Source organism: Brevundimonas sp. (genome assembly GCF_046295075.1).
Lineage (GTDB): Bacteria > Pseudomonadota > Alphaproteobacteria > Caulobacterales > Caulobacteraceae > Brevundimonas.
The window spans coordinates 38972-52981 of the sequence record NZ_JBKBOC010000012.1 but is presented as its reverse complement, the minus strand read 5'-3'; the positions used below and the strand labels follow the sequence as shown (position 1 = coordinate 52981).

The following is a 14010-nucleotide window of genomic DNA, read 5'->3' as shown; positions in this document are numbered from 1 at the left end:
CGCCAAGGTTAACCGGGCGTTGACCTTGAACGATGTCGCGACCCGGCCTAGTCCGACGCGGATATCAAGGAGCCAGTCATGAAGATCGCATTCGCCGGCCTGGGCGTCATGGGCGCCCCGATGGCGCGTCATCTGGTCGAGGCGGGCCACGACGTGACCGGCTTCAATCGCACGACGGCGAAGGCCCAGGCCTGGGCGGCGGCGACGGGGGCCAAGGCGGCGATGACCGTGGCGGAGGCGGCGCAGGGTGTAGAACTGTTCATCCTTTGCGTCGGCAATGACGACGACGTGCGCGCCGTGGTGACCGAGGCCTTGCCGCATCTGGCCGAAGGCGCGGTTATCGTGGACCACACCACGACTTCGGCCAAGGTGGCGCGCGAAATGGCGGACCTGGCGCAGGCGCAAGGGCGATCTTTCGTCGATGCACCGGTGTCGGGTGGTCAGGCCGGGGCCGAGAATGGGCAACTCAGCGTCATGGCCGGTGGAGACGCAGCCGCCTTGGCGACGGCGGAGCCGGCGCTGAAAGCCTACTCCAAGGCGATCAAACACATGGGGCCGGCGGGATCGGGCCAACTGACCAAGATGGTCAACCAAATCGCCATCGCGGGCGTGGTGCAGGGCTTGGCCGAGGCCGTGCATTTCGCCCAGGTCGCAGGCCTGGATACCGACGCCGCCTATGAGGCCGTGTCGAAAGGCGCGGCGCAAAGCTGGCAGATGGACAATCGCTGGAAGACGGCGGCCAAGGGCGAGTTCGAGTTCGGCTTCGCCGTCGACTGGATGCGCAAGGATCTGGGGCTTGTTCTTGACGAGGCGCGGTCGAACGGTGCGCGCCTCAGCCTGACGGCCCTGGTCGATCAATTCTACGCCGAGGTTCAGGCCATGGGGGGCAACCGCTGGGATACGTCCAGCCTGGCGGCGCGGCTGCAATCGCGGGACTGACGCCTAAAGTTTGCGGTGCATGATGTGCAGGCCGACCAGGCCGTGGGCCGGGTGATCGAAGGCCTCGGGGACCGTGCCGACGATCTCGAATCCCAGCTTGCGCCACAGGCCGACGGCGACGGTGTTGGTCTCGACCACCGCGTTGAACTGCATCGACCTGAAGCCGGCGTCGCGGGCGAAGGCCAGCGCGGCCTCGCCCAGCGCGCGGGCCACGCCTCGACCGCGCGCAGCGGGGGCGACCATGAAGCTGCCGTTGGCGACGTGGGCGCCGTTTCCCTGCTGGTTCGGGATGATCTTGGCGGCGCCCAGCACCAAGCCGTCCTCGACCGCGACCAGGGTTCCGCCAGGCGCGGGCGGCATCCACATCGCGCGAGCCTGCGCCTCGGTCATGTCCAGCGGATAGGTATAGGTCTCGCCTGCGCGCGTGACGACCTCGATGATCGGCCAAAGACCGGGCCAGTCGGCGTCGGTGATCGGCCGGATCTCGACGACCATCAGCCCAGCAGCCGAGCGGCCTGGGGCGCGAAATAGGTCAGCACGCCCGCACAGCCGGCGCGTTTGAACCCGTGCAGGGTCTCCAGAATGGCGCGATCCTCATCCAGCCAGCCTTTGGCGATAGAGGCCTGCATCATCGCGTACTCGCCCGACACCTGATAGGCGAAGGTCGGCACCTTGAAGGTTTCGGAGACGCGGCGGACGATGTCGAGATAGGGCATGCCCGGCTTGACCATGACCGCGTCGGCGCCTTCCGACAGGTCCATGGCGACCTCCTTCAGGGCCTCGTCCGAGTTGGCGTAGTCCATCTGATAGGTCTTCTTTTCGCCCTTCAGCGCGGTCGAGGAGCCGACGGCGTCGCGATAGGGGCCGTAAAAGGCCGAGGCGAACTTGGCGGCGTAGGACAGGATCAGGGTGTCGGAAAAGCCATTGGCCTCCAGCGCCTCGCGCACCGCCTGGATACGGCCGTCCATCATGTCGGAGGGGGCGACGACGTCGGCGCCGGCGTGGGCGTGGATGAAGGCCTGTTCGGCCAGGCGGTCCAGGCTGGCGTCATTGACGATCCGGTCGCCCTCCATGACGCCGTCATGGCCGTGGTCGGTGTAGCAGTCCAGCGCCACGTCGGTCATGACGCCAATCTCCGGCGCGGCGTCCTTGATGGCCTTGATGCAGTCGGGGATCAGGCCGTCTGGATCGGTGGCGCCCGTGCCGACCGCGTCCTTGATGGCGCCGTCCACATTGGGGAACAGTGCGATCATCGGAATGCCCAGGTCGCGCGCCTCGACCGCCGCCTTGGCGGCTTCTCTCGGCGACAGGCGGAAGACGCCGGGCATCGAGGCGACGGGCCTGCGGTCCTCGACACCGTCATGGACGATCAGGGGCCAGATCAGATCGGCCGGGGTCAGGACGGTCTCCGCCACCAGACGACGCACCCAGGGGCTGGACCGCAGGCGGCGTGGACGGGCGAGCGGGAAGGGGGCGGGCTGATAGGGAAGCATGGCGGGAACCTTCGAAACTTGGGGTCGGACTAGCGCCGCAGCGACCGTGGCGCAAATCGCGTGATGCGTCGGATCGTTTCGCGCGTGATGACGGCTTGCGCGGATCGGCGAAATGCGAGCCTATCGCCGAAAATCCTGGGAGATGACGATGATCAAGCGATTGGCCGCCGGCGCGGCGGTTCTGGCTCTGTCGACAGGCTTGTCGGCCTGCATCATCGTGTCGTCCGATGGCGGTTCGCGGACCGTGGTCGCCAGCGACGCCGCCATGTCGTCGCCTTCCTATGTCTCGCTCTACACCGATGCCGTCGCCGATCCGAAGCGTCCGGCCGACGAGGTCGCACGCGATCCGCTGCGGCATCCGGCCGAGATCCTCGCCTTCGCCCAGCTCGCGCCGGGCGACAAGGTCGCCGACATCCGCCCGGGCGCGGGCTATTTCACCCGACTGTTCTCGGACGTGGTCGGTCCGACCGGCCGCGTCTACGCCTTCGTGCCGGAGCGTACGATGGCGCGCGAGAACGCGGGCGCGGACGCCCTTGCTGCCGGCTATTCCAATGTCACGCGGGTCAACGGCCTGCTGGACTCTATGACCTACGCCGAGCCGCTGGACATGATCTTCATGAGCCAGGAATACCACGACTTCCACATCCCCGGCTTCAACACCGACGTGGCGAAGATGAATGCGGCCGTGTTCGCGGCGCTGAAGCCCGGCGGTCGCTACATCCTGATCGACCATGAGGCGGCGCCCGGCACGGGCATCTCGGCCGTCCAGACCCTGCACCGCATCGAAGGCGACTATCTTAAGCGCGAGGTCGAGGCGGCGGGCTTCATCTACGAGGGCGAGAGCACGGCCGTGGCCAATCCGGCCGACGACCATACCCTGAACGTCTTCGACGAGAAGATTCGCGGCAAGACCGACCAGTTCGTCTATCGCTTCCGCAAGCCGGGCTGATCGATCTCGATACTGAGAACCGTTATCAATTAAGGGTTTGGGTCGTTTTGTCCATGTGGGGCGCATGGACAAGCCCGCGTCGGGGGAGCAAATAACGCAAAGACATCGCCATAAGCGAAAGAACGCGTAGTTTGTTCGACTATAAGGCCGCCTTTAAAAGCTCCGTGGAGCAGGTTCGCAACGAGGGACGTTACCGCGTCTTCGCCGATCTGAAACGCGTGCGCGGACAGTTCCCGCTGGCGGTGCGTCGTCGCGACGACGGAACCCAGCAGGATGTCGTGATCTGGTGCTCCAACGACTATCTGGGCATGGGCCAGCACCCTGTCGTGCTGGATGCCATGCACGAGGAGATCGATGCGGTCGGCGCCGGCGCCGGCGGCACGCGCAACATTTCCGGCACGACCCGTTCTGCCGTCGATCTCGAAGCCGAACTGGCTGACTGGCACCAGAAGGAAGCGGCGCTGCTGTTCACCTCGGGCTATGTCGGCAACGAGGCGACCCTGTCGACGCTGCAGAAGATTCTGCCCGGCCTGATCACCTTCTCCGATTCGCTGAACCACGCCTCGATGATCGCCGGCATTCGCCACGGCGGCGGCGAGCGTCACGTCTTCATGCACAACGACCTGGCGCATCTGGAGGCCCTGCTGGCCGCGGCGCCAGCCGAGGCGCCCAAGCTGATCGCCTTCGAGAGCGTCTATTCGATGGACGGCGACATCGCCGACCTGGCCGGGACCATCGCCCTGGCGAAGAAATACGGCGCCCTGACCTATCTGGACGAAGTCCATGCGGTCGGCCTGTACGGCGAAACCGGCGCAGGCGTCGCCGAACGCGACGGCGTGCTGGACCAGATCGACATCATCGAATGCACCCTGGGCAAGGCCATCGGCGTGATGGGCGGCTATATCGCCGCCGACGCCATGATCATCGACGCCGTGCGCAGCTGGGCCTCGGGCTTCATCTTCACCACCTCTCTGCCGCCGGCATTGACGGCGGGAGCGCTGGCCTCCGTGCGGCACCTGAAGGCTCATCCCGAACTGCGCGTCCAGCATCAGGAACGCGCCGCGACGCTGAAGTCGCGTTTCGCGGCGGCAGGCATCCCCGTGATGGAAAGCGAGAGCCATATCGTGCCGGTGCACGTCGGCGATCCGGTCCACTGCAAGATGATCTCGGACATGCTGTTGGACGAGTACGGCGTCTATGTTCAGCCGATCAACTATCCGACCGTGCCCAAGGGGACCGAGCGCCTGCGCTTCACCCCTTCGCCGAACCACACCGACGCCATGATGGATCATTTGGTCCAGGCGATGGACAAGCTGTTCGCCCACTGCAACGTGGCGCGCCGGCCGGTCGCAGCCTGAGGCTCGGCGATGGCGGACGACGATCTGGGTGAAGTGATCGTCGAACTGGTACGCAACGGCCCCTACGTCAAATGCTCCGCCATCCACGTCGCCACCGGCCGCGAGGTCAGCGCCATCGGGCCGGTCAACGAGCCGAAGTCCGTGGAGCGGGTGGCGATCGCCAAGCTGAGGCGGGCTTTGGCATCAGGCTAACCACAAGATGTTGTGGTCGGGCGCTGTGGGGACTAGATAGGCGGCCTTCTGATTTTCGGGGATTCCAGCGTGACGGCCTTCACCCACGACGCCTATTTCACCAAGACGCTCGCTGACGCCGATCCGGACGTCTTCAAGGCCATTCAGGGCGAGATGGGTCGCCAGAAGGAGCAGATCGAGCTGATCGCTTCCGAGAACATCGTCTCCCAGGCGGTGCTGGACACGCAAGGCTCGGTCCTGACGAACAAATACGCCGAGGGCTATCCCGGTCGTCGCTATTACGGCGGCTGCGAATTCGTCGATGTGACCGAGGATCTGGCACGCGAACGAGCCAAGAAGCTGTTCGGCGCGGCCTTCGCCAACGTTCAGCCCCACTCGGGCGCCCAGGCCAATCAGGCGGTGTTCTTTACGCTGCTGCAACCCGGCGACACCTTCCTGGGCATGGACCTGGCCTGCGGCGGGCACCTGACGCACGGCTCGCCGGCGAACCAGTCGGGCAAGTGGTTCCGGCCCGTGACCTACAAGGTGCGCGAAGACACCCATCTGATCGACTATGACCACGTCGCGGAGATGGCCGAGCGCGAGAAGCCCAAGCTGATCCTGGCCGGCGCCTCGGCCTACAGCCGCCACATCGACTTCAAGCGTTTCCGCGAGATCGCCGACAGCGTCGGCGCCTATCTGATGGTGGACATGGCCCACTATGCTGGCCTGATCGCCGGCGGCGCCTATCCCGATCCCGTGCCCCACGCCCACGTCGTGACGACGACGACGCACAAGACGCTGCGTGGTCCGCGCGGCGGCATGATCCTGTCCAACGACGTGGACCTGGGCAAGAAAATCAACTCGGCCGTCTTCCCCGGCCTGCAGGGCGGGCCGCTGGAACATGTGATCGCGGCCAAGGCCGTGGCCTTCGGCGAGGCGCTACAGCCCGAGTTCAAACTGTACGCCCAGCAGGTGGTCAAGAACGCCCAGGCCCTGTCCGGCGTGCTGATCGAGCGCGGTCTGGCCATCGTCTCGGGCGGCACCGACAGCCACCTGGCCCTGGTCGATCTGCGGCCCAAGGGCGTGACCGGCAAGGCGACCGAGCACGAGCTCGAAAAGGCGCTGATGACCTGCAACAAGAACGGCGTGCCGTTCGACACTGCGCCTTTCACCGTCACCTCGGGCGTTCGCCTGGGGACGCCGGCGGGGACCACGCGCGGTTTCGGCGAGGACGAGTTCAAGCAGATCGGTCATTGGATCGCCGACGTCGTCTCGTCGATGAACGGCGGCGAGGAGGCGGATCCCGCCGTGGTCGCGGGCGTGGCGGCCCAGGTGCGGGAGCTGACGAACCGCTTCCAGATTTACGGATAAACCTCTGATGAAGTGCCCTTTTTGCGGTCATCAGGACACCCAGGTTAAGGACAGCCGGCCGTCGGACGACGGCTCGGCCATCCGACGCCGTCGGTCCTGTCCCAACTGCAATGGGCGCTTCACCACCTTCGAGCGGGTGCAACTGCGCGAACTGGTCATCCTGAAACGCAACGGGCGGCGCACGCCGTTTGAACGCGACAAGCTGGAACGGTCGCTGGGCGTGGCCTTGCGCAAGCGCCCGGTCCAGGCCGATCAGGTCGAGCAGATGGTCAACCGAATCGTGCGTCAGCTGGAAAGCCTGGGCGAGACTGAAATCCCGTCCAGCACGGTCGGGGATTTCATCATGAAGGCGCTGAAGGGCGTGGATGAGGTGGCCTACGTCCGCTACGCCTCGGTGTACAAGGACTTCCGCCACACAGGCGACTTCGCCAAATTCCTGGGCGACGAAGGGTTCGACGAACCGTCCGGCAAGGGCTGATGCGGGTCACCCTGAAACTGGCGACCTCGCTGGATGGGCGGATCGCCACGGCCACGGGCGAAAGCCAGTGGATCACGGGCGAGGCGGCGCGGCTGGAAGGTCACCGTTTGCGCGCGGCGCATGACGCCATTCTGGTCGGCGTCGAGACGGTTCTGCATGACGACCCTGAACTGACGGCGCGCCTGACGGGGCGCAGCGTGGATCAGCCTCTGCGGGTCGTGCTGGACAGCCGATTGCGCACGCCGCAGACGGCGAAGCTGGCGAGTGAGAACACTTTGATCCTGACCGTCACAGACCCGCGCCCCGTCGGCGCGGCCGAGGTGAAATGGGTCGAGCCGGACGAGGGACGTCCGGCGATCCCGGCGGTTCTAAAAGCGTTGAAGGCGGCGGGCGCGAAGTCGGTGCTGATCGAAGGCGGGGGGCAGGTCGCCGCGTCTTTCCTGCGCGCCGGCGTGGTGGATGCGCTGGAGTGGTTCCGCGCCCCGATCTTGCTGGGCGGTGACGGAAGGCCCTGCGTCGCGGCTTTGGCTCTTGCAAAGCTGTCCGACGCCCCCAAGTTCCGTCGCCTGGGCGTCGAGCCTGTCGGAGACGATCTGTGGGAACGCTACGCGCGTCTCTGACGCGGTCGATTTCAGACGATTGAGACTATTCAGACTGTGTTTTTCGGGTCCGAAAGGGGCCAGCGTCCAATGTTCACCGGCATCGTCACCGACATCGGCCGTGTCCGCGAGGTCCGCGAGACGGATCGCGACCGCCGCTATGAGATTGAAACCGTCTGGGACACCGACGGCATCGACCTGGGCGCCTCGATCAGCCATGCGGGCTGCTGCCTGACGGTGACGGAAAAGGGGCACGATGCACGGGGGGGCTGGTTCGCCGTCGAGGTGTCGAACGAGACCCTGTCCAAGACGACCCTGGGCACCTGGAAGGCCGGCGACGGGATCAATCTGGAACGGGCGGCCAAGCTGGGCGACGAGATGGGCGGCCATGTGGTGTCGGGCCATGTCGATGGTCTGGGCCGGATCGTATCCATCACGCCGGAGGGCGGATCGCACCGGGTCGAGGTGGACGCGCCCGCGCCCTTGCATCGCTACATAGCCGCCAAGGGTTCGATAACGATGGATGGCGTGTCCCTGACGGTGAACGCGGTCGAGGGGCAGATATTCTCGCTGAACATCATTCCCCACACCTGGAAAGTGACGACCCTGGGTAGTCTGAAGATCGGTGATCCGGTCAATCTGGAGATCGACATGCTGGCGCGTTACCTCGCGCGGTGGCAGGAGACCGCCTGAATGCAATTGGCCGCGAACATGAACGACAGCCCGATCAGTCCCATCGAGGACATCCTTGAGGACGCCCGCAACGGCCGCCCCTACATCCTGGTGGACGCCGAGGATCGCGAGAACGAGGGGGACATCATCATCCCCGCCCAGTTCGCCACCCCCGACCAGATCAACTTCATGATTCGCCAGGCGCGCGGCCTGGTCTGCCTGGCCATCACGGCCGATCGGGCGAACCAGCTGCGCCTGCCCCCGATGGCCGCCGACAATCGCGAGAGCATGAAGACCGCCTTCACCGTCTCGATCGAGGCCAAGGACGGCGTCACGACCGGCATCTCGGCCGCCGACCGGTCGCGCACCATTCACGTGGCCACAGACGCGTCGAAGGGCATGGACGACATCGTCTCGCCCGGCCACATCTTCCCGCTGGTGGCGCGCGACGGCGGCGTTCTGGTCCGCGCCGGCCATACCGAGGCGGCGGTGGACATCAGCCGCATGGCGGGCCTGACGCCGGCCGGGGTTATCTGCGAGATCATCAAGGACGACGGCGAGATGGCGCGGATGCCCGATCTGGTCGCCTTCGCCCAGTTGCACGGGTTGAAGATCGGCACCATCGCCGACCTGATCGCCTATCGCCGCCGCACCGAACGGTTTGTCGAGCGGATCATGGATACGCCGTTCGAGAGCGTCCACGGCGGCCCGTTCCGGCTGATGCTCTACAAGAACACCATCGAGGGCGCGGAACATGTCGCCTTGGTCAAGGGGCGGATCGACCCGACCAAGCCGACCCTGGTGCGGATGCATCAGGTGGACTTCGCCTGCGATCTGCTAGGCCATGTCGAGGCGCGGCAGGATTATGTGCCCACCGCCCTGAAGCAGATCACCGACCATGACGGTCCGGGCGTGGTCGTCTTCCTGCGCGATCCGTCGCTGACCTCGCTGGCCGAGCGGCTGGCAGGTGCGGACAAGCCGGCGGCGATGGACCGGTCGCTGCGCGCCTATGGCGTGGGGGCTCAGATCCTGCTGGACCTGGGCGTCAAGGACATGATCGTGATGAGTTCAACGCGACCCGAACCGACGGCGCTTGAAGGCTACGGCCTGCGCATCGTCGGCTGGCGCGACATGGATGGAGAGACAAAGGCGTGACCGACGCACCCCGTATTCTGATCGTCGAGGCGCGATTCTACGACGACCTGGCCGACGCCCTGCTTGAAGGCGCCAAGGAGACTCTGAAGGCGCGCGGCGCCGACTTCGACGTCATCACCGTGCCCGGCGCGCTGGAAGTGCCGCCGGCCATCGCCCTGGCCGAGGAAGCCGGTCGTTTTCCGACCGCGCCCCGCTATGACGGCTATGTGGCGCTCGGCACGATCATCCGCGGCGAGACCTATCATTTCGAGATCGTCTCGGATCAGTCGGCCGCCGGCATCATGACCCTGGGCGTCAAGGGCGTGATCATCGGCAACGGCATCCTGACGACCGAAGACGAGGACCAGGCCTGGTATCGGGCCCGTCTTTCGGAAGGGGATAAGGGCGGCGGCGCGGCCAAGGCTTGCCTCGACCTCATTGCATTGAAGAAGCGGTTGCGTCATGGCGTCGGCGCATGACTGAACCGAACAGCGTCAAAGCCGTCCTCGAACAACTCGCCGAAGCCGAAAAGCAGCGCGCCGAGCCGAATCTGAGCTCGAAACAGCGCCGCGCCCGAACCGTATCGCGCCTGGCCGCCGTTCAGGCCCTGTATCAGATGGAGCTGGCGGGCGAGGGCGTGGAGACGGTGATTACCGAATTCTCCAACTTCCGTTTCGACACGGACATCGAGGGCGAGGCCCTGGCCGAAGCCGACGAGGCCTATTTCGCCGACATCGTGCGCGGCGTGATCGAGAGCCAGCGCGACATCGACGCGGCCATCAAGGCGCGCCTGGCCTCCAACTGGAAGCTGGAGCGGCTCGACGCCACCCTGCGCGCCCTGTTGCGCTCGGGCGCCTGGGAGCTGATCAAACATCCCGAGACACCGCGCGAGGTCGTGATCGACGAATATGTCGAACTGGCCAAGGCCTTCTTCGACGATTCCGAGGCGCGCTTCGTCAATGCTGCGTTGGACGGCGTGTCCAGAGACACGCGCAAATAATGCCGGCGCTCGACGTCGCGGGCGAGTTCGAGACGATCGAGAGGCTGTTGCGGCCCCTGGCCCATCCCGAATGGGGCAGGGGGCTGGCCGACGATGTGGCGGTCCTGCCTTCGCGGCCCGGCTATGATCTGGTCCTGACCAAGGACGCCATCGTCGAGGGCGTGCATTTCCTTCCCGACGACCCGCTGGACACGGTGGCGAAGAAGCTGCTGCGAGTGAACCTGTCTGACCTCGCGGCCAAGGGCGCAGAGCCATTCGGCTATCTGATGGCCTGCTTCTGGTCGGAACGCTGCGGCTGGCCGGAACGCGAGGCCTTTGCGGCCGGTCTGGCCGAGGATCAGGCGGAGTTCGGCATCTTTCTGCTGGGCGGGGATACAGTGAAGACGCCTGGCCCGGCGACGTTCTCGTTGACGGCCCTGGGCTGGGTTCCGACGGGCAAGGCCGTGTCGCGTGCGGGTGCACAGGCCGGGGATCTGGTGTTCGTGACCGGCGCAATCGGCGACGGCCTGCTGGGTTTGAAGGCGGCTCGGGGCGAGCTGTCGCTTGAGCCTGAACGCCTCGCGGCCCTGGCGGCCCATTACCGCACGCCCACGCCACGCGTGGATTTCGCCGATGTGGTGCGGGACTTTGCGACGGCCTCGGTCGATGTCTCGGACGGCCTGGCCGCCGATCTGGCCCATGTCGCCAAAGCGAGCCGGGTAGGCGTTTCGTTGAACCTGAACGTCCTGCCTCTGTCGGCCGCGGCCCAGGCCTGGTTTGCGGACCGGGTCGATCCGCAGCTTTCGCTGGAAGACCTGGCGAGCGGCGGCGACGACTATGAGATCGCCTTCACCGCCCATCCGCGCCACGAGGAAACCCTGCGTCGCGAGGCCGACCGCCGCCTGCTGCGTCTGACCCGGATCGGCGAGGTGACCGCCGGATCGGGCCTGACCGTCACCTATGACGGCCTGCCCATCGTCATGGCGCGCGGCGGTTGGACCCACGGCTGACGTCGCAAGGGAATCCTAACGGCCTTGCGTCATAAGCGACGGATGAACCGTCGCTCTCTGATCACCGCCGGAACCGCCGCCCTCGCCGGAGCGGCCGCCACATCCGCAACCGCATCGAGCAGCAGCGACGCGCCCGCCGCGCCGGCTGCGCTGAGCATCGCCGGCCTGGGCCTGCCCGTGATCGAGGGCGGCCGATTGAGGAACTACGTCTTCGTGGCGCTGCGCCTCCAACTGGGGCGAGGCAAGACCGTCGAGCAGATGCGGCCCAAGGAGGCCTTCTTCCGGGACGCCCTGGTCAAGGCAGCGCACCGGACGCCTTTCACCGTGGCGGGCGATTGGACGCGTCTGAACGAACAGGCGCTGTCAGCCGCCGTCGTGTCGGCCGCGAACGCGATCGCCGGGCGAGGCTCGATCACCGGCGTCGAAATCGTATCGCAAAGCCCCAGACGCCGCACGGGCATGCCGACGACGCGTTGAGCCCTCGTCGATCACGGTTGCGCGACCTGTAAGGCCATGACACGCTCCCTTTGCAAATCCCAAAGGACGCACTGACGCGTCCGCCGCGTGCGGGGGGACCGGAAGGCGGACAGAGGCGATAACGCCCGACCGCGCCAAGGCCTGCGCGCCTGTTTGCAAGGGCATGGAAACGCCAATGATGAACTCACTTACGCTGGTCTTCGCGGCCGGTGTGCTGGCGGTGCTGTATGGCGCCGCTCAGACCGCCGTGCTGATGAAGGCGAGCACCGGCAACGACAAGATGCGAGAGATCGCCGCCGCCATCCAGGAAGGCGCCTCCGCCTATCTGAAGCGGCAATATCTGACCATAGGCATCGTCGGGATCGTGATCCTGATTGCCGCCTATTTCCTGATCGGCATCTACGCCGCCATCGGCTTCCTGATCGGTTCCGTCCTGTCCGGCGCGGCCGGCTATGCCGGGATGCTGATCTCGGTGCGGGCCAATGTGCGCACCGCCCAGGCAGCCTCCGAAAGCCTGTCAAAGGGGCTGAACCTGGCGTTCCGCTCGGGCGCCATCACCGGGATGTTCGTAGCGGGCGGGGCCCTGATCGGGGTGTCGGGCTACTATATCGTGCTGACCCAGCATCTGGGCCTGGCCTCGACAGGTCGTGAGGTCATCGACGGGCTTGTGGCGCTTGGCTTCGGCGCCTCGTTAATCTCGATTTTCGCGCGTCTGGGCGGGGGAATCTTCACCAAGGGCGCTGACGTAGGCGGCGACATGGTGGGCAAGGTCGAGGCCGGCATCCCTGAGGATGATCCTCGCAACGCCGCGACCATCGCAGACAACGTCGGCGACAACGTCGGCGACTGCGCCGGCATGGCCGCCGACCTGTTCGAGACCTATGCGGTGACGACCGTCGCGACCATGGTATTGGCCGCCATCTTCTTCCGGGGACAACCCTATGTCGACGTGATGATGGTGCTGCCTCTGGCGATCTGCGCGGTGTGCATCGTCACCTCGATCATAGGCAGTTTCTTCGTGCAGCTGGGCAAGAGCCAGAACATCATGGGGGCGCTGTATCAGGGCCTGATCGTGACCGGCGTCCTGTCCATCGGCGCGGTGTGGTGGGTGATAAACCAGATGGTGACGGGGCCGATCGTGACGGCCAGCGGTCTGGAGATCCAGCCGATGGCACTGTTCTGGTCCGGCATGGTCGGTCTGGCGGTGACGGCGGCGATCGTGGTGGTGACCGAATATTACACCGGCTCGAACTTCCGGCCTGTACAGTCCGTGGCCAACGCCTCGGTCTCGGGGCACGGCACCAATGTGATCCAGGGGCTGGCGGTGTCGCTGGAATCCACCGCGCTTCCGGCCATGACGATCATCGTCGGCATCGTCGCCAGCTTCCAGCTGGCGGGTCTGTTCGGCATCGCCATCGCCACCACGACCATGCTGGGCGTGGCGGGAATGATCGTGGCGCTGGACGCCTTTGGACCCGTGACGGACAATGCCGGGGGCATTGCCGAAATGGCGGGGCTGCCCAGCGATGTGCGTCATTCGACGGATGCGCTGGACGCCGTGGGCAACACGACCAAGGCCGTGACCAAAGGCTACGCCATCGGTTCGGCCGGGCTCGGCGCGCTGGTGCTGTTCGCGGCCTATACGTCGGACCTGCAGTATTTCTCGGCCAATCCGGCGGACTATCCATTCTTCGCTGACATGGGGCCGATCGCCTTCGATCTGACCAATCCCTATGTGGTGGTCGGTCTGCTGTTCGGGGGGCTGCTGCCCTTCCTGTTCGGCGGAATGTCGATGATGGCGGTGGGACGTGCGGCTGAGGCTGTGGTCGCCGAGGTGCGGCGTCAGTTCCGCGAGAACCCTGGCATCATGACCTATGAGGTCAAGCCGGAATACGGCCGGGCGGTCGACATCCTGACCAAGGCGGCGATTCGCGAGATGATCGTGCCGTCGCTGTTGCCGGTGCTGTCGCCCATCGTCCTGTTCGTCGCCATCCTGGCGATTTCGGACAAGGCCAACGCCTTTGCGGCCCTGGGCGCCCTGCTGATGGGCGTGATCGTCACCGGCCTGTTCGTGGCCATCTCCATGACCTCGGGTGGCGGCGCCTGGGACAACGCCAAGAAGGTGATCGAGGAAGGCTTCACCGACAAGAACGGCGTCGTCCACGGCAAGGGCTCAGAGGCTCACAAGGCGGCCGTGACCGGCGACACGGTCGGCGATCCCTACAAGGACACCTCCGGTCCGGCGGTGAACCCGATGATCAAGATCACCAACATCGTCGCCCTGCTTCTGCTGGCTGTGCTGGCGAGCGGCAATATCGGCTAGGTCGTCAGACTGCGGATACGAAGACGCCCCGGAGAGCGATCTCCGGGGCGTCTT

At 65.9% G+C, this 14010-nt stretch carries 16 protein-coding genes; 14 read left to right on the top strand and 2 right to left on the bottom strand.

Translation table 11 applies throughout. The annotated features are described in order from the left end of the window. The first annotated feature begins 78 nt into the window (after nt 1-78). Nucleotides 79-939, top strand: a complete 861-nt coding sequence (locus ACK4MH_RS10670; protein ID WP_409717952.1) for an NAD(P)-dependent oxidoreductase — start codon at nt 79-81, stop codon at nt 937-939. Nucleotides 940-942: 3 nt separating this feature from the next. On the opposite strand, the gene ACK4MH_RS10665 is transcribed toward ACK4MH_RS10670, so the two are convergent. Together ACK4MH_RS10665 and hemB are read right to left on the bottom strand one after the other, a co-directional pair. After that, nucleotides 943-1434 carry an N-acetyltransferase family protein gene (locus tag ACK4MH_RS10665; RefSeq protein ID WP_409717949.1) on the bottom strand — a complete coding sequence of 164 codons (492 nt, stop codon included), beginning with the start codon at nt 1432-1434 and terminating at the stop codon, nt 943-945. Next, nucleotides 1434-2432 carry a porphobilinogen synthase gene (hemB, locus tag ACK4MH_RS10660; protein WP_409717946.1) on the bottom strand — a complete coding sequence of 333 codons (999 nt, stop codon included), beginning with the start codon at nt 2430-2432 and terminating at the stop codon, nt 1434-1436. The genes ACK4MH_RS10665 and hemB overlap by 1 nt, the downstream gene beginning before the upstream one ends. Nucleotides 2433-2580: 148 nt before the next feature. Between hemB and ACK4MH_RS10655 the strand changes: the two genes are divergently transcribed. From ACK4MH_RS10655 to ACK4MH_RS10595, 13 genes are all read left to right on the top strand, one after another. Next, a complete protein-coding gene (locus ACK4MH_RS10655; RefSeq protein WP_409717943.1) occupies nt 2581-3381 on the top strand; it encodes a class I SAM-dependent methyltransferase in 801 nt (266 codons plus the stop codon). Nucleotides 3382-3512: 131 nt separating this feature from the next. Next, entirely contained in the window at nt 3513-4739 is a 1227-nt protein-coding gene (gene hemA, locus ACK4MH_RS10650) for a 5-aminolevulinate synthase (protein WP_409717940.1), read from the top strand. 9 nt (nt 4740-4748) lie between these two features. After that, complete coding sequence (locus ACK4MH_RS10645; RefSeq protein ID WP_409717937.1) at nt 4749-4931, top strand: DUF6898 family protein; 183 nt, start codon at nt 4749-4751, stop codon at nt 4929-4931. Between the two features lie 69 nt (nt 4932-5000). After that, the gene (gene glyA / locus ACK4MH_RS10640; protein WP_409717934.1) at nt 5001-6284 is read left to right on the top strand and encodes a serine hydroxymethyltransferase; all 1284 of its coding nucleotides are present in this window, start codon (nt 5001-5003) and stop codon (nt 6282-6284) included. 7 nt (nt 6285-6291) lie between these two features. Then, the gene (nrdR, locus tag ACK4MH_RS10635) at nt 6292-6762 is read left to right on the top strand and encodes a transcriptional regulator NrdR (protein ID WP_409717931.1); all 471 of its coding nucleotides are present in this window, start codon (nt 6292-6294) and stop codon (nt 6760-6762) included. Then, entirely contained in the window at nt 6762-7382 is a 621-nt protein-coding gene (locus tag ACK4MH_RS10630; protein ID WP_409717928.1) for a RibD family protein, read from the top strand. Before nrdR ends, ACK4MH_RS10630 begins: the two co-directional genes overlap by 1 nt. A gap of 69 nt (nt 7383-7451) precedes the next feature. Continuing rightward, the gene (locus ACK4MH_RS10625) at nt 7452-8054 is read left to right on the top strand and encodes a riboflavin synthase (RefSeq protein WP_409717925.1); all 603 of its coding nucleotides are present in this window, start codon (nt 7452-7454) and stop codon (nt 8052-8054) included. Next, nucleotides 8055-9188 carry a 3,4-dihydroxy-2-butanone-4-phosphate synthase gene (ribB, locus tag ACK4MH_RS10620; RefSeq protein WP_409717922.1) on the top strand — a complete coding sequence of 378 codons (1134 nt, stop codon included), beginning with the start codon at nt 8055-8057 and terminating at the stop codon, nt 9186-9188. Beyond that, entirely contained in the window at nt 9185-9646 is a 462-nt protein-coding gene (ribH, locus tag ACK4MH_RS10615; RefSeq protein WP_409717919.1) for a 6,7-dimethyl-8-ribityllumazine synthase, read from the top strand. The genes ribB and ribH overlap by 4 nt, the downstream gene beginning before the upstream one ends. Next, nucleotides 9643-10167: a transcription antitermination factor NusB gene (nusB, locus tag ACK4MH_RS10610; protein WP_409717916.1), complete on the top strand. Its 525-nt coding sequence runs from the start codon at nt 9643-9645 to the stop codon at nt 10165-10167. Before ribH ends, nusB begins: the two co-directional genes overlap by 4 nt. Next, complete coding sequence (gene thiL / locus ACK4MH_RS10605; RefSeq protein ID WP_409717913.1) at nt 10167-11156, top strand: thiamine-phosphate kinase; 990 nt, start codon at nt 10167-10169, stop codon at nt 11154-11156. The genes nusB and thiL overlap by 1 nt, the downstream gene beginning before the upstream one ends. Nucleotides 11157-11198: 42 nt before the next feature. Further along, complete coding sequence (locus ACK4MH_RS10600) at nt 11199-11633, top strand: hypothetical protein (RefSeq protein ID WP_409717910.1); 435 nt, start codon at nt 11199-11201, stop codon at nt 11631-11633. A gap of 175 nt (nt 11634-11808) precedes the next feature. Next, a complete protein-coding gene (locus ACK4MH_RS10595) occupies nt 11809-13956 on the top strand; it encodes a sodium-translocating pyrophosphatase (protein ID WP_409717907.1) in 2148 nt (715 codons plus the stop codon). Nucleotides 13957-14010: the final 54 nt, after the last annotated feature.

Bases quoted from the DNA above. Each gene is read 5' to 3' on its own strand.
- ACK4MH_RS10670 (WP_409717952.1), top strand. From the start codon at position 79: ATGAAGATCGCATTCGCCGGCCTGGGCGTCATGGGCGCCCCGATGGCG.
- ACK4MH_RS10665 (WP_409717949.1), bottom strand. From the start codon at position 1,434: ATGGTCGTCGAGATCCGGCCGATCACCGACGCCGACTGGCCCGGTCTT.
- hemB (WP_409717946.1), bottom strand. From the start codon at position 2,432: ATGCTTCCCTATCAGCCCGCCCCCTTCCCGCTCGCCCGTCCACGCCGC.
- ACK4MH_RS10655 (WP_409717943.1), top strand. From the start codon at position 2,581: ATGATCAAGCGATTGGCCGCCGGCGCGGCGGTTCTGGCTCTGTCGACA.
- ACK4MH_RS10645 (WP_409717937.1), top strand. From the start codon at position 4,749: ATGGCGGACGACGATCTGGGTGAAGTGATCGTCGAACTGGTACGCAAC.
- nrdR (WP_409717931.1), top strand. From the start codon at position 6,292: ATGAAGTGCCCTTTTTGCGGTCATCAGGACACCCAGGTTAAGGACAGC.
- ACK4MH_RS10630 (WP_409717928.1), top strand. From the start codon at position 6,762: ATGCGGGTCACCCTGAAACTGGCGACCTCGCTGGATGGGCGGATCGCC.
- ACK4MH_RS10625 (WP_409717925.1), top strand. From the start codon at position 7,452: ATGTTCACCGGCATCGTCACCGACATCGGCCGTGTCCGCGAGGTCCGC.
- ribB (WP_409717922.1), top strand. From the start codon at position 8,055: ATGCAATTGGCCGCGAACATGAACGACAGCCCGATCAGTCCCATCGAG.
- nusB (WP_409717916.1), top strand. From the start codon at position 9,643: ATGACTGAACCGAACAGCGTCAAAGCCGTCCTCGAACAACTCGCCGAA.
- thiL (WP_409717913.1), top strand. From the start codon at position 10,167: ATGCCGGCGCTCGACGTCGCGGGCGAGTTCGAGACGATCGAGAGGCTG.
- ACK4MH_RS10600 (WP_409717910.1), top strand. From the start codon at position 11,199: ATGAACCGTCGCTCTCTGATCACCGCCGGAACCGCCGCCCTCGCCGGA.
- ACK4MH_RS10595 (WP_409717907.1), top strand. From the start codon at position 11,809: ATGATGAACTCACTTACGCTGGTCTTCGCGGCCGGTGTGCTGGCGGTG.